Genomic DNA, 19,040 nt, shown 5'->3' on the forward strand with positions numbered 1-19,040 from the left:
CCGGTACGGATCAGCGCAGGAACGCGGCGGCCACCCCGGCGTCGACGGGGACGTGCAGGCCGGTGGTGTGCGACAGGTCGCCGCTGGTGAGCGCGAACACGGCCGCGGCCACGTGCTCCGGCAGCACCTCCTTCTTCAGCAGCGTCCGCTGGGCGTAGAACTCGCCGAGCTTCTCCTCCTCGACCCCGTACACGGCCGCCCGGTTGGCGCCCCAGCCGGAGGCGAAGATGCCGGAGCCGCGGACCACGCCGTCGGGGTTGACGCCGTTCACCCGGATGCCGTGGGCGCCCAGTTCGGCGGCGAGGAGCCGTACCTGGTGGGCCTGGTCGGCCTTGGCGGCGCCGTAGGCGACGTTGTTCGGCCCGGCGAAGACGCTGTTCTTGGAGGAGATGTAGACGATGTCGCCGCCCAGGTCCTGGTCGATCAGCACGCGGGCGGTCTCACGGGAGACGAGGAACGAGCCGCGCGCCATCACGTCGTGCTGGAGGTCCCAGTCGTCGAGCGTGGTCTCCAGCAGCGACCGCGACAGCGACAGCCCGGCGTTGTTGACGACGAGGTCGACGCCGCCGAAGGCGAGCACGGCCTGCCGGATCGCCTCCTGGACCTGATCTTCGGAGGTCACGTCCACGCCGGCCGCGATCGCCACGTCCCGCCGCAGGTGGGCGGCGGCCCCCAGCTCGGCGGCGACCTTCTCGGCGGCGGCCAGGTCGCGGTCGGCGACCACCACGCAGGCGCCCTCTGCGGCCAGCCGGCGGGCGGTGGCGGCGCCGATGCCGGACCCGCCGCCGGTCACCAGGGCGACCCGCCCGGCCAGCGGTCTGGGCTTCGGCATCCGCCGGAGCTTGGCCTCCTCCAGCTCCCAGTACTCGATGCGGAACTTCTCCGCCTCGTCGATGGGCCGGTAGCTGGACAGCGCCTCCGCGCCGCGCATCACGTTGATCGCGTTGACGTAGAACTCGCCGGCCACCCGGGCGGTCTGCTTGTCCTTGCCGAAACTGAACATGCCGACGCCGGGCACGAGCACGATGGCCGGGTCGGCGCCGCGCATCGGCGGCGAGTCCGGGGTGGCGTGCCGCCGGTAGTAGGCGGCGTAGTCGTCGCGGTAGCGGGCGTGCAGCTCGCGCAGCCGGGTCACCGCGTCGGCCAAGGGGGCGTCCGGCGGCAGGTCCAGCACGAGCGGGGCGACCTTGGTGCGCAGGAAGTGGTCCGGGCAGGAGGTGCCGAGCGCCGCCAGCCGGGGGTGTTCGGCGCGCGACAGGAAGTCGAGCACCTCGGGGGTGGCGGTGTAGTGGCCGACCTGCCGGGCGTCCGTGCCGGCCAGGCCCCGGACGACGGGGAACAGCTCGGCGGCGCGGCGGCGCCTGGCCTCCTCCGGCAGCGGCTCGTGGACCACCGGCCCGAACGGGTCGGGACGGCCGTGCGCGGCGATGTAGGCCTCGGCGGTGCGGATGATGTCGAGCGAGTTGCGCTCGCACTCCTCGCTGGTGGCGCCCCAGGCGGTGATGCCGTGGCCGCCGAGCACGCAGCCGATGGCCCGCGGGTGGTCCTTCTTGATGGCGGCGATGTCCAGGCCGAGCTGGAAGCCGGGCCGCCGCCACGGCACCCACACCACGCGGTCGCCGAAGATCCGCTCGGTCAGCTCGGGGCCGTCGGCGGCGGTGGCGATCGCGATGCCGGAGTCGGGGTGCAGGTGGTCCACGTGGGCGGCGTCGACCAGGGCGTGCATGGCGGTGTCGATCGACGGGGCGGCGCCGCCCCTGCCGTGCAGGCAGTAGTCGAACGCGGCGACCATCTCGTCCTCGCGCTCGACGCCCGGGTAGACGTCCACCAGGGCGCGGACCCGGTCCAGCCGGAGCACGGCGAGGCCGGCGGCCTTGAGCGTGCCGAGGTCGCCGCCGGAGCCCTTGACCCACATGAGCTCGACGTCGCCGCCGGTGACCGGGTCGGTCGCGGAGCCCTTGGCGGAGGTGTTGCCGCCGGCGTAGTTGGTGTTGCGGGGGTCGGCGCCGAGCCGGTGGGAGCGGGCCAGGAGTTCGTCGGGCGTGGTCATCAGGCGCCCCACCCGGCCTGGGCGCCGCCCACCCGGTCGGCGGCGATTTTCTCGAAATATCCGGACTTGGCGTACGCGGCCATCGGGTCCGGCGCCAGCCCCGACTCCTCCCGCAGCTCCGCCAGCAACGGCCGCACGTCGGTGTTGTAGGCGTCCATCAGCACGGCGTTCGCGCCGAGCACGTCACCGGCCCGCTGGGCCGCGGCCAGCGCCTCCCGGTCCACGAGCAGCGCCTTGGCGGTGGCCTCCTGCACGTTCATCACCGACCGGATCTGCCCGGCGATCTTCGGCTCGATGTTGTGGCACTGGTCGAGCATGAAGGCGGTCCGCTCGGTGAACCCGCCGCCGCCGATCACCTCGTACATGATCCGGAAGAGCTGGAACGGGTCGGCGGCGCCCACCATGAGGTCGTCGTCGGCGTAGAAGCGGGAGTTGAAGTCGAAGCCGCCGAGCTTCCCCTCGCGCAGCAGGAACGCCACGATGAACTCGATGTTGGTGCCCGGCGCGTGGTGGCCGGTGTCGACCACGACCTGCGCCTTCGGGCCGAGCTTGACGCAGTGCGCGTACGCGGTGCCCCAGTCGGGCAGGTCGGTCATGTAGAAGGCGGGCTCGAACAGCTTGTACTCCAGCAGGAACCGCTGGTCGTCGCCGAGCCGCTCGTAGACGGCGGCCAGCGCCTCGGCCAGCCGGTCCTGCCTGGCCCTGATGTCGTCCTGCCCCGGGTAGTTGGTGCCGTCGGAGAACCACAGCTTGAGCGTGTCGGACCCGGTGGCGTCCATGATGTCGACGCATTCGAGCAGGTGCGCCAGCGCCTTGGCCCGCACCTTCGGGTCCGGGTGGGTGACGCTGCCCAGCTTGTAGTCGTCGTCCTGGAACACGTTGGAGTTGATCGCGCCGATGCCCACCCCCAGCCCGGCGGCGTGACTTGCCAGGTCGGCGTAGTCGTCGACCTTGTCCCACGGGATGTGCAGCGCCACCGTCGGCGCCACCCCGGTGAACGCGTGCACCTGGGCGGCGTCGGCGATCTTCTCGTACGGGTCGCGCGGCACCCCCCGCTGGGCGAACACCTTGAAGCGCGTGCCGGAGTTGCCGTACGCCCACGACGGCGTCTCGATCCGCTGGGCGCGGAGCGATTCCTTGATCATTCTCATATCCCCGATTCAATCCAGATGGAAGACTTCTCCGAGCAGGACCCGGCCCTGGTCGGCCCGGCCCGACTCGAAGAACGGCGCCATGTCGGTCTCCCACCGGGTGCTCACCCCGGTGGCCGCCATCGCCCGCTGCGCCGCCTCGAAGTCGTCGGTCTCCAGGTAGCCGACGAGCAGGCCGTCGTCGCTCAGGAAGAGCGAGTAGTTGCGCCATCCGGCCCCGCGCAGCGCGTCGAGCATCTCCGGCCACACGTGCCGGTGCCGCTCGCGGTACTCGTCGAGCCGGTCCGGCCGGACCTTCAGCAGGAAGCACACCCGCTCCACAGATCTCTCCTTCCCGCGCACGCGCGCCCCGGGCCGGTCCCGGGACGCGCGCACTGTGTGTCGATTCGTGAGGGTCAGAAGTCGAAGTCGTCGATGTTGGACGCCTCGAAGGTGAACGGCGGGCCGAGGATGACCTCGCCCTTCGCGCCGATGGTCCGCTCGCCGAGCTTGCCCGCCTTGAACGTCTCGCCCTCGGCGCCGGTGATCTGGCCGGACACCAGCGCGGCTGCCGCGTAGGAGGCCAGGTAGCCGAGGTCCTTCGGGTTCCACAGGGCGAACTTCTCGACGGTGCCGTCCTTGACGAACTGGCGCATCTGGTTCGGCGTGCCGAGGCCGGTGAGCACGACCTCGCCCTTGTACTTGGAGCCGGAGATGTAGCGGGCCGCCGCCGCGACGCCGACGGTGGTGGGCGAGATGATGCCCTTCAGGTCGGGGTAGGCCTGCAGCAGGCCCTGCGTCTCGGTGAACGACTTCTGGTCGTCGTCGTCCCCGTAGGCGACCTTGACCAGCTCCATGTCCTTGTACTCGGCCTTGGTCAGCTCGTCCTTCATGAACTCGATCCAGGTGTTCTGGTTCGTGGCGTTGGCCGTGGCCGACAGGATCGCGATCTCGCCCTTGTGGCCGATCATCCCGGCGAGCAGCTGGACCTGGCTGCGGCCGACCTCCTGGGAGCTGGCCTGGTTGATGAACAGGTCACGGCACTCGGGCGCGGCGTCCGAGTCGTACGAGACGATCTTGATGCCCTTGTCCCTCGCCTGCTGGAGCGGGCCGCACACGGCGTTGGGGTCGTTGGCCGAGATGAGGATGGCGTCGTGGCCCTGCTGCGTGAGCGTGTTGATGTAGGAGATCTGCGAGGACGCGGACGCGTCGGACGGGCCGACCTCCTTGGCCTCGCCCTGGAACTCCCCGGCGGCCTCGGCCCCCGCCTCGGCGACGATCGTCATGTAGGGGTTGTTGATCTGCTTGGGCAGGAAGGCCAGCTTCAGGCCCTGCTTGATCGGCGCGTCCGGGTCGGCGGCGGCCGCCGCGGACGAGGCGGGCGGCTGCGCGGGCGCGGACGTGACGCTCGACTTGGTGGTGCCGCCGCAGGCCGCGACGCCGAGGGCGAGCACTGCCGTGAGTGCGGCGAGGCGCATCGGTCTCATGGGGTTCCTTTCAGTGCCGACGTGCCGGATCTGACCGGTCTGAGCAGGGAGATGAGACGGGGGGTGAGCACCGAGACGATGAGCAGGAGACCGGTGACGATCGACTGGATCTCGGTCGAGACGTCGTTGAGCATGAGCAGGTTGCGCAGCAGCCCGATGAGCAGCACGCCGGCGATGACGCCGCCGAGCGTGCCCTTGCCGCCGTCGAAGTCGACGCCGCCCAGCAGCACGGCCGCGATCACCGCCAGCTCGATGCCGAGCCCGTTGTCGGCGCGCGCGGACCCGTACCGCAGGGTGAAGACGACCCCGGCGAAGGCGGCGACCGTGCCGGAGAACACGAACAGCAGCAGCTTGATCCGCTTGACCCGGATGCCGCTGAAGAACGCGGCCTGCTCCTGCGCGCCGATCGCGAACAGCGCCCGGCCGAAGCCGGTGGCGTGCAGCACCACCGCGACGACCACGGCCAGCAGGACGAACAGCGCGACCGGGTACGGGACGAACGTGCCGGGCACGTCGTCGACGGCCAGCGCCGTGTACTGGGGCGGGAACTGGGCCACCGCCTTGTCGCCGAGCACCACGTACGCCAGCCCCCGGTAGAGGGCGAGGGTGCCGATCGTGACGGCCAGCGACGGCAGCCCGAGCCGGGTGACGAGCAGCCCGTTGACCAGCCCGCAGAGCGCGCCGGTGAGCACCACGAGCGGGATGATGGTCTCGATCGCCATGCCGCCGTCCCACAGCGCGCCGACCAGCGCGCTCGACAGGCCCAGCACGGACGCGACCGACAGGTCGACCTCGGCGGCCACCACGAGCATGGTCATGGCGAGCGCGATGAGCGCGATCTCGCCGAGGTCGCCGAGCGCGAACGACAGGTTGCCCGCGGTGGCGAACGAGGGCGAGCCGAGGGCGCCGCCCGCGAACACCGCGACCAGCAGCAGCCCGATGATCACGTCCCAGCGGAGCACTCTAGCCATGGCGGCTCCTCCTTCTGAGCAGCCGGGCGACCCGCAGGGCCAGCACCCGGTCGACGCTGATGGCGATCAGGAGCAGCGCGCCGGTGATGGCCTGCTGCCAGAACGGGTTGACCCGGAGCACGACCAGGGCGCCGCCGATCACGGTGAGCAGCAGCGCGCCGAGCGCCGCCCCGTACACGCTCCCCACGCCGCCGGTGATGGCCACGCCGCCGACCACGACCGCGCTGATCACCAGCAGTTCCCAGCCGTTGGCGGAGTCGGCGACGACGGTGCCGAAGCGGGCCAGCCAGAGCACCCCGGCGAGCCCGGCCAGGCAGCCGCTGACCAGGTAGGCGGCCAGGACGCGGCGGCGGACCGGGACGCCGGCCAGCCGGGCGGCCTCCGGGCTGGACCCGATCGCGTAGAACTCCCGCCCGCTCGGGTAGGCCCGCAGGTAGTAGCCGATCGCGAACATGATCACCACGGTGATGAGCGGCAGGTACGGCACGCCGAGCACGGCCCCGTTGCCCAGCGACAGCAGCGCGGGCGGCAGGTTGACCGCGTTGATCTGGCGACCGGCCGCGACGTAGTGGCACACGCCCTGGAAGACGTAGAGCGTGCCGAGCGTCACGACCAGGGCCGGCACCCGGCAGAAGCTGACCAGCAGCCCGTTGAGCAGGCCGCAGGCGGCGCCGATGGCGATGCCGAGCACGACGCCCGGCACGACCCCCCAGCCGCTCGCGAGCGCGTCGCCCACCACGAACGCGACCAGCCCGACCACGGAGCCGACGGACAGGTCGAGGTTGCGGGTGATGACCACCATCGACTGGCCGACGGCCAGCAGCGCCAGGATCGCGGTGTTGAGCAGGATGTCCTCGACGCCCTGCCCGGACAGGAAGTTCGGGTTGACGGCGGCGGTGCCGCCGACGAGCGCGGCCAGCGCGAGGACCAGGCTCAGCTCGCGGGCCCTGAACACCAGGTCGACCAGGTTGCGGGCGCTGCGGTCGCGGGCCGCGGGTTCGGGCCGGGTGGTGGTGGCGGTCACGCGGCCCTCCCGGTGGCGGCGGACATGACGCTCTCCTCGGTGGCCTCGGCGCGCGGGATCTCGGCGGTGATCCGGCCCTCGTGCATGACCAGCACCCGGTCGGCCATGCCGAGCACCTCCGGCAGGTCGGAGGAGATCATCAGCACCGCGATGCCCTGCCCGGCCAGCTCCGACAGCAGCCGGTGCACCTCGGCCTTGGTGCCGACGTCGATGCCGCGGGTGGGCTCGTCGACGATGAGCACCGACGGGCCGGTGGCCAGCCACTTGGCGAGCACGACCTTCTGCTGGTTGCCGCCGGACAGCACGCCGACGCCGTCGCCGAGACCGGCGAACTTCAGCCGGAGCCGGACCGCCCAGTCCCTGGCCCGGTCGCGTTCGGCGGCGCGGGAGATGGTGAGGCCGCGGCGCAGCGAGCGCAGCCCGGTCAGGCCGATGTTGCGCTCGATGGACAGCTCCATGACCAGGCCCTGCTGCCGCCGGTCCTCCGGCACCAGGGCGAGCCCGGCGGCCATGGCGGCGGTCGGGCTGGCGGCGGGCAGCGGCCGGCCGTCCACGTGCACGGCTCCGGCATCCCACCGGTCGATGCCGAAGACCGCCCTGGCCACCTCGCTGCGGCCGGCCCCGACCAGGCCGGCGAGCGCGACGATCTCGCCGCGCCGCACCTCGAACGAGACGTCGGTGAAGACGCCCTCCCTGGTCAGCCGCTCGACCCGGAGCGCCACCGCACCCGCCTCGGTGTCCTGCTTGGGGTAGAGGGCGCCGAGCTCGCGGCCGACCATCCGGCGGATGAGGTCGTCGTGGGTGAGCCCGCCGACGGGCTCGCTGGCGATCCAGGCGCCGTCGCGCAGGGTCGTGACCCGCTGGCAGAGGGAGAAGATCTCGTCCAGCCGGTGCGAGATGAACAGGACGGCGCACCCCTGCCCGCGCAGCGCCTCCACGACCGAGAACAGCCGGGCGACCTCGTTGCCCGACAGCGCGGCCGTCGGCTCGTCCATGATCAGGACCCGGGCGTCCCTGGAGATGGCCTTGGCGATCTCGACGAGCTGCTGGTCGGCGATGGACAGGCCGCGGGCCGGCTGTTCGGGGTCGACGGTGACGCCGAGCCGGGCGAACAGCTCAGCGGACCGGGCCCGCATGGCGCGGCGGTCGATGCGGCGCAGCGAGGTGCGGGGCTGGCGGCCCATGAAGATGTTCTCGGCCACGGACAGGTCGGGGAAGAGCGTCGGCTCCTGGTAGATGACGGCCACACCGGCCCGCTGGGCGTCGGCCGGGTTGTGGAAGACGACGGGCTCGCCGTTCAGCAGCACCTGGCCGCTGTCCGGGCGGTGGACCCCGGCGAGCGTCTTGACGAGGGTGGACTTGCCGGCGCCGTTCTCCCCCGCGAGCGCGTGCGCCTCCCCTGCGAACAGTTCCAGCGACACCTCGCGCAGGGCCCGCACGGCGCCGAACGACTTGCTGACGTTGGCGAGCGCGAGGGCGGGGGGACCACTCATGCGTCCTCCGGACGACAAACGTTTTAACTGGATGTTTCCGGAATCTAGGTGCTGCACCCGTGGCCGTCAATGCCTTCAGCCGATGTCTGGCGCAGATGAAGTTGCTACGTTTTAATCAAGGTCGTGCGATTCACAGCTGTTGATCTGGGCGCCTCCAGCGGGCGGGTGATGAGCGCCGGCGTGTCCGGCGGACGGATCGAGCTGGAGGAGGTGCACCGTTTCCCCAACCGGCCCGTACGGGTGGGGGGAACCCTGCACTGGGACATCCTCTCCCTCTACCAGGGGGTGCTCGACGGGCTGCGCGAGGCCGGCCCGGCCGAGTCCGTCGGCGTCGACTCGTGGGCGGTGGACTACGGGCTGCTCGACGGCGACGGCAGGCTGATCGGCAACCCGGTGCACTACCGCGACGCGCGCACCGCCCGCTTCACCGAGCGGGTGGACCCGTACGAGGTGACGGGGATGCAGTTCCTGCCCTTCAACACCGTCAACCAGCTGCTCTGCGAGCCGCTCGACCGGGCCGAGACCATGCTGCTGATTCCGGACCTGCTCGGCTACTGGCTGACCGGGACCATCGGGGCCGAGCGGACCAACGCCTCCACCACCGCCCTGTACGACGTGAGCGGGCGGGAGTGGGCCTGGGAGCTGATCGACAAGCTGGGGCTGCCCCGGCGGATTTTCCCGGACTTCCTGGAAAGCGCTTCCCCACTGCGGGAGGACGTGGCGGAAGAGGTCGGCTACCGCACGGAGGTGGTCAAGGTCGCCTCCCACGACACCGCCTCGGCCGTGGTGGCCGTGCCCGCCGGGACCGACCGCTTCGCCTACGTCTCCTGCGGCACCTGGTCGCTGGTCGGCGTCGAGCTGCCCGCGCCCGTGCTCACCGAGGAGAGCCGCCTGGCCAACTTCACCAACGAGGCCGGGATCGACGGCACCACCCGCTACCTGCGCAACGTCATGGGCCTGTGGATCCTCCAGGAGTGCCTGCGCGCCTGGGGCGGCCCGCCCCTGGAGCCGCTGCTGGCCGAGGCGGAGACCGCGCGCACGGACACGGTCGTCGACCCGGACGATCCGTCGTTCCTGCCGCCGGGCGACATGCCGGCCAGGATCGCCGCCTACTGCGCCCGCACGGGGCAGCCGGCGCCGGAGGGGCGCGCGCAGGTCGTACGATGCATCCTGCAGAGCCTCGCCCTCGCCTACCAGCGGGCGATCGCCGACGCCGTCCGGCTCAGCGGCCGGCCGGTCGAGGTCGTCCACCTGGTGGGCGGCGGGTCGCTGAACACGCTGCTGTGCCGGCTCACCGCCGACGCGACCGGGCTGCCGGTCGTGGCCGGTCCCGTCGAGGCGGCCGCGCTCGGCAACGCGCTGGTGCAGGCTCGCGCGCGCGGCCTGGTCGGCGGCCTGGCCGAGATGCGGGAGCTGGTCCGGCGCAGCGCGGGCGTGCGCACCTACGAACCACGGGAACGCGGATGAGTATCGACGGTTGGGACGAGGCGCCGGCCGGGGCAACCCGGCCGAGCCCGTCCATCAAGGATGTCGCGGCCCTGGCGGGGGTGTCGCCCGGCACCGTCTCCAACGTGCTCAACCGGCCCGAGAAGGTCGCCGGGGCCACCCGCGACCGGGTGGAGAGCGCGATCAGGGAGCTGGGCTTCGTCCGCCACGGCTCGGCGTCCACGCTGCGCGCCGGCCACAGCCGCACCATCGGCCTGTCCGTGATCGACATCGGCAACCCGTTCTTCACCGACGTGGCCGCCGGGGTCGAGGACCTGGCCAGCGAGCGCGGCTACGCCGTCATCCTGGGCAACTCCTCGGGCAGCCGGGTCAAGGAGGAGCGCAACCTGCTCGTCTTCGCCGAGCAGCGGGTGCGCGGGGTGCTCATCACCCCTTCCGACCAGGACCCGATCCGGCTCGACCGGCTGCGCGAGCGCGGCATCAGCGTGGTGCTCGTCGACCACCCGGCCGAGCGGCCCGACCAGTGCGCGGTCGCGGTCAACGACGTGACGGGCGGGGCCATGGCCGTCGAGCACCTGCTGGCGGGCGGCGCCGACCGGGTCGCCTACGTCACCGGGCCGGCCGCCATGCGCCAGTGCCAGGACCGGCGGCGCGGCGCCGAGCGGGCGCTGGCCGCCGCCGGGCGCGACCCGCGCGACCTGCGCGAGGTGGCCATGCCGGCGATGACCGCCGCCGCCGGGCAGCAGGCCGCCGAGAAGCTGCTGGCCCAGGACGTGCTGCCGGACGCGCTGTTCTGCGCCAACGACCTGCTGGCGCTGGGCGTGCTGCGCGGGCTGCTGCAGGCGGGGGTGCGGGTGCCGGAGGAGGTGTCGCTCATCGGGTACGACGACATCGACTTCGCCTCGGCCTCGACCGTGTCGCTCAGCTCGATCAGGCAGCCGACCTACCAGCTCGGGCGGGCGGCCACCGAGCTGCTGCTCGACGAGTGCGACAACCCCGACACCCACGCCCACCAGCAGATCATGTTCCAGCCCGACCTCGTCGTGCGGGAATCGACGCGGTAGCTTGGGGGGCCAACCGAACAACGGGGAATGTCATGACCAACGGTGTTCGTCACGTGCTCGGGTTCGTCGCCGGCCTGTTCCTCCCGTCGTTGATTCTGGTCGGCCTGCTGTACGGCACGGGCGAGATCACCCTCTCCGCCCAGCGGTTCTTCGCCGTCTCCTGGGCGGCGATCGGGGTGCTGGTGGTCACCGCGATCGGGCTGGCGTTCCTGGTGGGGTCGCGGCTGTCCCCCGTCGCGTCGCTGCTGGGCGGGCTGCAGTACACGGTGCTGGGCCTGCTGCCGATCCTGGAGCTGGGCGGCACGCGCCTGCTGCCGACGAACTGGCTGCCGCTGCCCCTGGCCAGGGGCTACATGAACGCCGGCTACCTGGGGTTCCTGCTGCTCCTCGGCGTGCTGCTGCTGGCGGCGTCGGCGTTCCCGTCGCGGTGGCGCGGGCGGCCCAGGACGGACGGCCCGCCGGCGCCCTACTACGCCCCCGGTCCACATGCCTACTCCGGCCCCGCCGGTCCTTCCGGCCCGCCGCCCGCCGCCGAGCGCGACCCGTACGCCGGTGAGCCGTGGCGCGGGGACGACGCCACCCGCCCGATGCGCCGCGACTGACCGGCCGGAGGCACGGGGCTGGCAGAATGCCTGGCATGCGTGACACCACCATCGCCGCCTTCCTGTCCGAGCTCGCCGGCAAGGTGCCCGCGCCGGGCGGGGGCGCCACCGCGGCCCTGCACGCGGCGCAGGCCGCGGCGCTGCTGGGCATGGTGGCCCGCTACTCCACCGGCGAGAAGTACGCCGAGCACGCGGCCGTCGTCTACGCCGTGATCGGCGAGACCGACGAGCTGCGGGCGCGGGCGCTGGACCTGGCGGAAGCCGACGCGGCGGCGTTCACCGCGGTGACCGACGCCTACCGGCTGCCCAAGGGCGAGGAGCGCAGCCTCTCCATCGCCCGCGCGCTGGCCGGCGCGGCCGAGCCGCCCGCGCGGGTGGCCGAGACGGCGTACCGGCTGGTGGAGCTCTGCGAGGCGCTGCTGCCGATCGGCAACCGCAACCTGCTCACCGACGTCGCGGCGGCGGCCGAGGCGGCGCGTGCCGCGCTGACCACGGCCCGGGTGAACGTCGAGGTCAACCTGGGCGGCATCACCGACGAGGGCACCCGCGCCGCGCTGCTGTCGCGCCTGGCCGAGGTCGACTCCGCCGCCGCCCGCGCCGAGCGGGTGACGGCCGAGGTACGCACCGGTCTGAAGACGTGAGCGACCCCTTCGCGCCGTAGGACTGGCGCAGGGAAACGGACGGGAGTTGAGGACACTGGCGGGCGAGAGGGCGGGCGCGTGAGGAAGCTGACCGGCAAGGAGCTGGCGCAGGCGATCAGGGCGCAGACGGCCGCCGAGGTGGCGGCCGGACCGCAGCCGCGGCTGGCCGTGGTGGTGGCGACCGACGACGAGGCGAGCCTGTGGTACGTGCGCTCGATCGCCAAGGCGGCGGCCGGGGTGGGCATCGCGGCCGACATCGTGGACCTCGGCCCCGCCGCGAGCCCCGGGCAGATCCGCGAGAGCCTCGTCAGGCTCAGCGGGGACGGCGGCGTGCACGGCCTGATGCTGCAGACGCCGCTGCCGCCGGGCGCCTCGGCGCAGGAGCTGGCCGGGGCCATCGACCCGCGCAAGGACGTCGACGGCGCCAACCCGCTCTCGCTGGGCAGGCTGGCCGCCGGGCTGCCCGCGTTCGCGCCCGCCACGGCGGCGGCGGTGATGGCGCTGCTCGACCATTACGGCGTCGAGCTGAAGGGCAGGCGCGCGGTGGTGGTGGGCCGCTCCACGGTGGTCGGCAAGCCGCTGGCCCACCTGCTGCTCGACCGGCACGCCACGGTGACGGTGTGCCATTCGCGCACCCGCGACCTGGCCTCCGTCACCGCCACCGCCGACGTGCTGGTCGCGGCCGTGGGCCGGGCGGGGCTGATCGGCGCCGATCACGTGGCCCCTGGCGCGGTCGTCATCGACGTCGGCACCAACCCCACCGACGACGGCGGCCTGGCCGGCGACGTCGACTTCGAGCCGGTGTCGGCCAGGGCCGGGGCCCTCACCCCGGTGCCGGGCGGCGTGGGGCCGGTGACCACGGCGCTGCTGCTGCGCCACACCGCGAGGGCGGCGAACCTTCCGTGAGCCGTCATTCCGGCGGCTTCGTGCCCGGCCGGGCCGGGGACGTGGACGAACTGATGCTCGGCTCGATGGCGGAGGCCCGCGATGCGTGACGTCCTGGTGGTGCAGAACAGCAGGAGCGGCGGCCCGGGCCGGTGGGGCGGCTGGCTGGAGGAGGCGGGGCTGCGGCTGGACGTGGTGCACGCCTACGACGGCGAGCCGGTGCCCGACCGGCTGCGGCACGACGCCATGATCATGCTGGGCGGCGGCTACCTGCCGGGCGACGACGACCGGGCGCCGTGGCTGGCGCCGACCCGCAAGCTGGTGGCCGAGGCGCTGGCGGCGGAGGTGCCGCTGTTCGGCATCTGCCTGGGCGGGCAGATGATCGCCGAGGTGGCGGGCGGCGAGGTGACCGCCGACGCGGGCGCCCCCGAGAACGGCAGCCTGCCGGTCACCATCCGGCCGGAGGCCGCCGATGACCCGCTCTTCCACGACCTGCCCGGCGTGGTGCCGGCCATCGAGCACCACGTCGACGCCATCACCGCGCTGCCGCCCGGCGCGGTGTGGCTGGCGGAGACCGCGCGCTGCCCGTACCAGGCGTTCCGGGTGGGCGGCCGGGCGTGGGGGGTGCAGTTCCACCCGGAGGTGCCGCCGGGCAGGATCAGGGAGTGGCGGGCCGACGGGTTCGACCCGGACGAGGTGTACGCGCGGGCGGTGGCGGACGAGCCGGTCTCCGCGCCGATCTGGCGGGAGGTGGCCCTCCGCTTCGCCGGGCTCGTCTGAACGGCGGTCAGCTCGTGTACGCGTCGTAGCCGAGCTTCACCGCGACCGCCAGGCCGCAGGCGGCGGCGAGGTAGCGGAGGCTCTGGCCGGGGAGGCGCCGGGCGATCTTGGGGCCGAACCAGCCGCCGAGCAGGAACCCCAGGGCCAGCGGGACCGCCGCGCCCCAGTCGACCGGCCCGAACACCGCGAAGCCGGTGGCGGCGACCGCGTTGGCCATCCCGGACAGCACGTTCTTCAGCGCGTTCAGCTTGGCCGGGCTGCCCTCCAGCATCGACGACAGGACCGCCAGCATGAGGATGCCGCCCGCCGCCCCGAAGTAGCCGACGTAGATCGCGACGGCGAACAGCGCGCAGCGCATGAGCGGCCCGTGCTCGCTGTTGAGCTCTCCCCGGGGCGGGCGGATCAGCAGCAGCGAGGCCAGGCCGATCAGCCAGGGGGCGATCTGCTCGAACGTCTCGGACGGGGTGACCAGCAGCAGGAAGGCGCCCGTCGCGCCGCCGAGCATGGTCAGCCAGCCCAGCCTGAGCACCCGCGGCCCCTGCCCGGCCAGCTCGGGCCGCGAGCCGAAGGCCGCGCCGAGGCCGGTGAACAGCAGCGCGACCGTGTTGGTGACGTTGGCGGTGAGCGGCGGCAGCCCGAACGCGAGCAGCGCCGGATAGGACACGATCGAGGCGAGGCTCACCACGGTGCTGACCACGCCGGCGAACGCGCCGACGGCGAGCAGGCCGAGCACCTCTCCCACGATCACCCGGACATGCTAGGCGGCGTCCGTCCCCTCGCGGTGGCCGGGGCTGTCAGGATCGCCTCATCTGCGGCGCGCCGTACGGGTGAGTCCGGCCGCCAGGAGGGCGGCGGCCAGTCCGGTGGCGGCGGCCCAGCGGCGCTGGCGGGTGACGCGCCGCTCCACCTCGGAGTACGGGGTGGTGGAGAACGACACCAGCTCGTAGCGGGACGCGTACCGGCCGGGCAGCGCCCGCTCCAGCGCGTGCTCCAGCCGCTTGCCGGCCAGGAACAGGCGGGACCCGACCTTGTCGCGCATCTCCACGAAGTTGTCCAGCGCCAGCCTGGCGATCACGTCGGTGTCGGCCTTGCGCCGCTCGAACAGCTCCAGCGCCGCGGCGAAGTCGTCGCCTGTCTCGTCGAGGCACCGGTCGAGCTCGACGCAGTCCTCGAAGCCGCAGTTGGCGCCCTGGCCGTAGAAGGGGACGATGGCGTGCGCGGCGTCGCCGATCAGCCCCGCCGTCACCTCGCCGGTGGTCACGTGCCAGGGGCTGCAGCGCATGGTGACGAGGTGGCCGACGGGGTTGGCCTGGTAGTGCTCGACCAGGCCGGGCATCAGCTCGAACGCGTCCGGATACTCAGCGGCGAAGCGCGCCCTGATCCGTTGCGGGGTGTCGAGGGCGGCCAGGTCGTCGTGCGGCCAGAACAGGGTGCAGGTGAACGACCGGTCGGGGTTCGGCAGGGCGATCATCATGGCGCGGCCGCGCGGCCAGATGTGCAGCGCCCCCGGCTCCATGGCGTACGCGCCGTCCCTGGGCGGGATGGTCAGCTCCTTATAGCCGTAGTCGAGGTACTCCTGCCTGAAGTCGACGCCCGGCAGGGCCTGCAACCGGGCCCGGACCGCGCTGTGGGCGCCGTCGGCGCCGATCACCACCCGCGCGCGGGCGGTGGCGCCCGAGCCGAACTCCAGCCTGCCGGTCCGCTCGTCCAGCCCGGTCAGCCGGTGCTCGAACAGCACTTTGACCCCCGGCATGGCGGTGGCCGCGTCCAGCAGGATCCTGTTGAGCTCGGCGCGGCCGATGGAGTTGATCGCGTGCCCGCGGTCGGCGCTGTAGGGCTGGAAGGTGAGCTCGCCGTCGAGGGCGTGCATCATCCGGCCCGGCATCGGGATCGCGGCTCCGAGCACCTCCCGGTCCAGGCCCAGCCGGCGCAGCGCGTCGACGCCCCGCTCGGAGATCGCCAGGTTGATGGACCTGCCGCCGCCGGCCCCGGCCCTTCTCGGATCCGGGCGTCGCTCGTACAGGGTGACCTCGTGTCCGCGGCGGGCGAGGAAGCAGGCGAGCAGGCACCCGACGAGCCCCGCGCCGACGATCGTGACCTCCATCACTCCTTCGTACGGGCGAGGCCGCGTGATGTCCAGAGCTAGTGGAGCGCTTCGGCGATGGCGTGGGCGGTGGCTTCCCAGATGGGGGTGCGGGGGTCGATTACGGCGAAGTGGTCACCCACCATTTCCAGATAGGTCACCTCGTCTCCGGCGTTCGCCGCGGCGCGCGCGTACCGCCGGCCGAAGTCCACCAGGTCCAGGTCGTCGCCGGAGCCCTGCACGATCAGCTGCCGCACCTTGATCGGCACCCGTACCAGCGGCGACGCGCCGCCGTAGACGCGTTCGGCGGTGGAGCGTTCCCGCTCGGGGAGGTCGTCCCAGGTGGTGACGCCGAGCGCGGCGGCCACCGCGCCCGTGCCGACCCAGCGCCGGTCGCCCTCGACCAGGTCGAGCACCCCGGCCAGGGACACGGCCAGCGCCACCCCGGCGCCGTCGGCGGCGGCCCGCAGCGCGAGCTGGCCCCCGGCCGAGTGTCCCGCGACCGCCAGCCGTCCCAGGTCGAGCGGCGCGTCCAGGCGGGTGAGCGCCTCCATCCCGGCGGCCACGTCGGCGGTGGTGGCGTCCCAGCCGTGCAGGTCGGGGCGGCGGTACTCGAGGTTCCAGACGGCGAACCCGCGGGCGGTCAGATCGGCGCAGAGCGCCTCCATGAGGTCGGCCGCCCAGACGGACCGCCAGTATCCGCCGTGCACCAGCACCACCACCGGCGACGGACCCCCGGCCACCTCCCCGGCACGAACCCCCGGCGCCGCGGCACGCCTGCGGGGCAGCAGGGGGACCCCATGCTCCCCCGAAGCGGCATCACCTTCCGCGACCGGGATCGCGGACCCCACGTCGCCGGCCGGCGAGGGATCCCCCGAAGGGACATCACCCTCCGGAACCGCGCGCGTGGACCCCGCACCCACCCCCGAAAGGGCGCCGTGCTCCGCAGCCGCGCTCGCGGGCCCGTCCTTGGGTGCGGCCCCCGAAGGGGCGCCGCCCTCCGGAACCGCACGCGCGGGCCCCGCGTCGCCCGCTGACGGGAGGTAGAGGTGGCCCCACTGGTCTCGATGAGGGCCGTACGGGATGCGGACGTGGGGGTGTCTGATGCGGTGGACCGCGTGGCGGACGGCCCACCGGAGGCCGGCGAGGCCGCGGCCGTGGAGGTGGGTGGCGTCCTCGGCCACCTCCACGCCGTCCGCCCGCCAGATGTCCAGCCAGGTGACGGGCCCTAGCGGCTCGGCCATCAGGGTCCGGAGCTCGCCGGGTCCCGGCAGGATGACGACCGCGTGGCCGGCCGAGTTGTGCCGCTCCCCCTGCCCGCCGCCCCAGCCCGGATGGCGGCGGCGGGTGCGGGCCCGGACGTCGTCGGGGTCGCGGACGCGGGTGATGACCCCGCGCACGCCCAGGGAAACGAACTCGCGTTCGGCGATCTCGCCCAGGAGGGCCTCGTCCGCGGCCAGTCCAGGGCCGATCAGCACCAGGACATCGCTCATGACTTCCGACACTACAGAAGTTTCACCATCTGGGCCTTTGCTTAATCTTGTATCGGTATAGAAGTGGCCCGGCGTAGGTTGACGGGGTGCGTGTCGATCTTCTTCATCCCTGGCCGGAGAGCGTCGCCGAGGCGGAGGCCGTCCAGGAGCTGCTCCGCCCGCGCGTCGAGCTGACCGGCCCGGACCGGTTCGCCACGGTCGCGGGCCTGGACGTGCACTACCACGGCGACGACGACCTGTCCGCCGCCGTGGTGGTGCTGGACGCGGCCACGCTGTCCGTGGTGGAGCAGGTGGTGGTGCACGGCAAGGCGGCCTTCCCTTACGTGCCCGGCCTGTTCGCCTTCCGCGAGCTGCCCGCGCTGGTGGAGGCGCTGGAGCGGCTCACCGTCACGCCGGACCTGCTGGTGTGCGACGGGTACGGGCTGGCGCATCCGCGCGGCTTCGGCCTGGCCTGCCATGTGGGCGTGCTGACGGGCCTGCCGGCGCTGGGCGTCGGCAAGACCCCCTTCGTGGGCGCGCACGAGCCGCCGCCCCCGGAGCGTGGCGCGTGGTCGCCCATCGAGCTGGACGGCGTCGTGGTCGGACGCGCCCTGCGCACCCGTGACGGCGTCAAGCCGGTGTACGTGTCGCAGGGGCACCGCATCTCGCTGGAGACGGCGACCGGCCAGGTGCTGGCCCTGACGCCGCGCTACCGGCTGCCCGAGCCGATCCGCAGGGCCGACCACCTGGCCAGGCATCGGGACCCGGCCGCTAGGGCCGCCACGACCAGGTCACGAGCCACACGCTGACCCCGAACAGCGCCGCCCCGAGCGGGACGTGGACCAGCACCTGGCCGGAACCGCCCAGCATCGTCTGCACGAACCCCAGCAGCAGCGCCACCAGGCTGACCAGAGCCGGCCAGCCCGCGCCGCGCCCCGGCCGCCACAACAGGACGGCCGTGACCAGCAGGACCAGGCCGAGCACGTGGACGGCCCCCGAGCCCGCCCCGTGCATGCCCGGCCCCGCGCCGCCGAGCATCTGGCCGGCCGTGACGGCCTGGAAGAGCACCGCCGCCGCGTTGAGCAGCGCCGCCGCCCGGAACGCCGTCAGATATCCGCTGCGCTGCACGACCTGGGTGACCACTGGTTTCTCCTTCGACCTCGTACGAGATCACCAGGATCGCGGCCCCCGCCCTCGCGGGCATCCGCCGGCGGTCGTCATCGCATGTACACCAGGAGTCGTACCCGGTGCCCGTCAGGCGGGCGGGTGGGCGCCGGAGTGTTCCAGGGGCGGCAGCACCGCCTGGGCGTCGGCGCCACCGGACCAGAGGCCGATCATGAACGCGGCCGTCGCCTCCAGCAGCTCGGCCCGGCCGAGCCCGCCGCCGTCGACCGGTGCGCACCCCAGGTCCGCGGCCAGCCCGCGGGCGAGCGCGAGCGCGTCCGGGTCGTCGCCGCAGAGCGGCACGGCGAGCGGGCGCCCGCCGAAGACGGGCGGCGTCATCCGCCACACGTCCACGTGACACAGGTTGAAGGCCTTGACCACGTGCCCGCCGCTCAGCCGGGCGATCTCGCGGGCGACGGGCCGGAAACCGTGCGGTCCCACGTCGTTGGTGACGTCGATCACCGGCTTCCCCCGCGCCGCGTCCCCGGCCTCGGCCAGCACCGCGGGCACCGCCTCGGCCAGGACCGCCACCGCGGCGACGTCCCCGAACCCGGCCGCCTCCCGGAACGTGCCCGCCCGGGCGCCTGTCGTCGCGGCCAGGGCCGCCGCCCTGGCCGGGTCGCGCCCGCTGACCATGATCTCGTGCCCGGCCCTCGTCCACTGGGCGCCGAGGGCGCCGGCCATGTTCCCCGCTCCCAGGATCCCGATCCGCATGTCACTCCTCCACGTGCTGGTACATGTAGGAGAG

General features: G+C 73.3%; 19 protein-coding genes. 7 read left to right on the forward strand and 12 right to left on the reverse strand.

Annotation, left to right across the window (positions count from 1 at the left end):
• Positions 1–10: 10 nt before the first annotated feature.
• The 7 genes from ABD999_RS12480 to ABD999_RS12510 all read right to left on the reverse strand — a co-directional run bounded on the left by ABD999_RS12480 (position 11) and on the right by ABD999_RS12510 (position 8,155).
• Positions 11–2,050 carry a bifunctional aldolase/short-chain dehydrogenase gene (locus ABD999_RS12480; RefSeq protein ID WP_271279355.1) on the reverse strand — a complete coding sequence of 680 codons (2,040 nt, stop codon included), beginning with the start codon at positions 2,048–2,050 and terminating at the stop codon, positions 11–13.
• Positions 2,050–3,201: an L-rhamnose isomerase gene (rhaI, locus tag ABD999_RS12485; RefSeq protein ID WP_271279356.1), complete on the reverse strand. Its 1,152-nt coding sequence runs from the start codon at positions 3,199–3,201 to the stop codon at positions 2,050–2,052. Before rhaI ends, ABD999_RS12480 begins: the two co-directional genes overlap by 1 nt.
• 9 nt (positions 3,202–3,210) lie before the next feature.
• Positions 3,211–3,522, reverse strand: coding sequence for an L-rhamnose mutarotase (locus ABD999_RS12490; protein WP_148030755.1), 312 nt, complete (start codon positions 3,520–3,522; stop codon positions 3,211–3,213).
• Positions 3,523–3,596: 74 nt separating this feature from the next.
• On the reverse strand, positions 3,597–4,667 hold the full coding sequence (gene rhaS, locus ABD999_RS12495) for a rhamnose ABC transporter substrate-binding protein (RefSeq protein ID WP_271279357.1): 1,071 nt from the start codon (positions 4,665–4,667) through the stop codon (positions 3,597–3,599).
• Positions 4,664–5,638 (reverse strand): ABC transporter permease, encoded by a 975-nt coding sequence (locus tag ABD999_RS12500; protein ID WP_148030753.1) that lies wholly within the window; start codon positions 5,636–5,638, stop codon positions 4,664–4,666. The genes rhaS and ABD999_RS12500 overlap by 4 nt, the downstream gene beginning before the upstream one ends.
• Entirely contained in the window at positions 5,631–6,662 is a 1,032-nt protein-coding gene (locus tag ABD999_RS12505) for an ABC transporter permease (protein WP_271279358.1), read from the reverse strand. Before ABD999_RS12505 ends, ABD999_RS12500 begins: the two co-directional genes overlap by 8 nt.
• The gene (locus ABD999_RS12510; protein WP_271279359.1) at positions 6,659–8,155 is read right to left on the reverse strand and encodes a sugar ABC transporter ATP-binding protein; all 1,497 of its coding nucleotides are present in this window, start codon (positions 8,153–8,155) and stop codon (positions 6,659–6,661) included. Before ABD999_RS12510 ends, ABD999_RS12505 begins: the two co-directional genes overlap by 4 nt.
• Before the next feature lie 168 nt (positions 8,156–8,323).
• Between ABD999_RS12510 and ABD999_RS12515 the strand changes: the two genes are divergently transcribed.
• The 6 genes from ABD999_RS12515 to ABD999_RS12540 all read left to right on the forward strand — a co-directional run bounded on the left by ABD999_RS12515 (position 8,324) and on the right by ABD999_RS12540 (position 13,573).
• Positions 8,324–9,622, forward strand: coding sequence for a rhamnulokinase (locus ABD999_RS12515; protein WP_271279368.1), 1,299 nt, complete (start codon positions 8,324–8,326; stop codon positions 9,620–9,622).
• A complete protein-coding gene (locus tag ABD999_RS12520; protein ID WP_219548214.1) occupies positions 9,619–10,665 on the forward strand; it encodes a LacI family DNA-binding transcriptional regulator in 1,047 nt (348 codons plus the stop codon). Before ABD999_RS12515 ends, ABD999_RS12520 begins: the two co-directional genes overlap by 4 nt.
• Positions 10,666–10,697: 32 nt before the next feature.
• Entirely contained in the window at positions 10,698–11,267 is a 570-nt protein-coding gene (locus tag ABD999_RS12525; protein WP_271279360.1) for a hypothetical protein, read from the forward strand.
• 35 nt (positions 11,268–11,302) lie between these two features.
• Positions 11,303–11,908: a cyclodeaminase/cyclohydrolase family protein gene (locus tag ABD999_RS12530; protein ID WP_271279361.1), complete on the forward strand. Its 606-nt coding sequence runs from the start codon at positions 11,303–11,305 to the stop codon at positions 11,906–11,908.
• A gap of 78 nt (positions 11,909–11,986) precedes the next feature.
• Positions 11,987–12,814 carry a bifunctional 5,10-methylenetetrahydrofolate dehydrogenase/5,10-methenyltetrahydrofolate cyclohydrolase gene (locus tag ABD999_RS12535; RefSeq protein WP_271279362.1) on the forward strand — a complete coding sequence of 276 codons (828 nt, stop codon included), beginning with the start codon at positions 11,987–11,989 and terminating at the stop codon, positions 12,812–12,814.
• Between the two features lie 81 nt (positions 12,815–12,895).
• Positions 12,896–13,573: a type 1 glutamine amidotransferase gene (locus ABD999_RS12540; protein ID WP_271279363.1), complete on the forward strand. Its 678-nt coding sequence runs from the start codon at positions 12,896–12,898 to the stop codon at positions 13,571–13,573.
• Positions 13,574–13,580: 7 nt separating this feature from the next.
• Here ABD999_RS12540 and ABD999_RS12545 read toward each other — a convergent pair whose 3' ends face one another.
• The 3 genes from ABD999_RS12545 to ABD999_RS12555 are packed head-to-tail and all read right to left on the reverse strand — an operon-like array spanning position 13,581 to position 17,149.
• Positions 13,581–14,321 (reverse strand): sulfite exporter TauE/SafE family protein, encoded by a 741-nt coding sequence (locus ABD999_RS12545; RefSeq protein ID WP_271279364.1) that lies wholly within the window; start codon positions 14,319–14,321, stop codon positions 13,581–13,583.
• Between the two features lie 57 nt (positions 14,322–14,378).
• On the reverse strand, positions 14,379–15,677 hold the full coding sequence (locus tag ABD999_RS12550; protein WP_271279365.1) for an FAD-dependent oxidoreductase: 1,299 nt from the start codon (positions 15,675–15,677) through the stop codon (positions 14,379–14,381).
• A gap of 38 nt (positions 15,678–15,715) precedes the next feature.
• Positions 15,716–17,149 (reverse strand): alpha/beta hydrolase, encoded by a 1,434-nt coding sequence (locus ABD999_RS12555; RefSeq protein WP_271279366.1) that lies wholly within the window; start codon positions 17,147–17,149, stop codon positions 15,716–15,718.
• A gap of 86 nt (positions 17,150–17,235) precedes the next feature.
• Here ABD999_RS12555 and ABD999_RS12560 point away from each other — a divergent pair, with 86 nt between their 5' ends.
• Positions 17,236–17,937 (forward strand): endonuclease V, encoded by a 702-nt coding sequence (locus tag ABD999_RS12560; protein ID WP_271279367.1) that lies wholly within the window; start codon positions 17,236–17,238, stop codon positions 17,935–17,937.
• Here the strand turns inward: ABD999_RS12560 and ABD999_RS12565 are convergent.
• A complete protein-coding gene (locus ABD999_RS12565) occupies positions 17,900–18,271 on the reverse strand; it encodes a hypothetical protein (protein WP_148030743.1) in 372 nt (123 codons plus the stop codon). The genes ABD999_RS12560 and ABD999_RS12565 overlap by 38 nt on opposite strands.
• Positions 18,272–18,382: 111 nt before the next feature.
• A complete protein-coding gene (locus tag ABD999_RS12570; protein WP_345482692.1) occupies positions 18,383–19,006 on the reverse strand; it encodes an NADPH-dependent F420 reductase in 624 nt (207 codons plus the stop codon).
• Positions 19,007–19,040 lie beyond the last annotated feature (34 nt).

The sequence above is a fragment of the Nonomuraea ferruginea genome, assembly GCF_039540635.1.
Taxonomy (GTDB): Bacteria; Actinomycetota; Actinomycetes; order Streptosporangiales; family Streptosporangiaceae; genus Nonomuraea; species Nonomuraea ferruginea.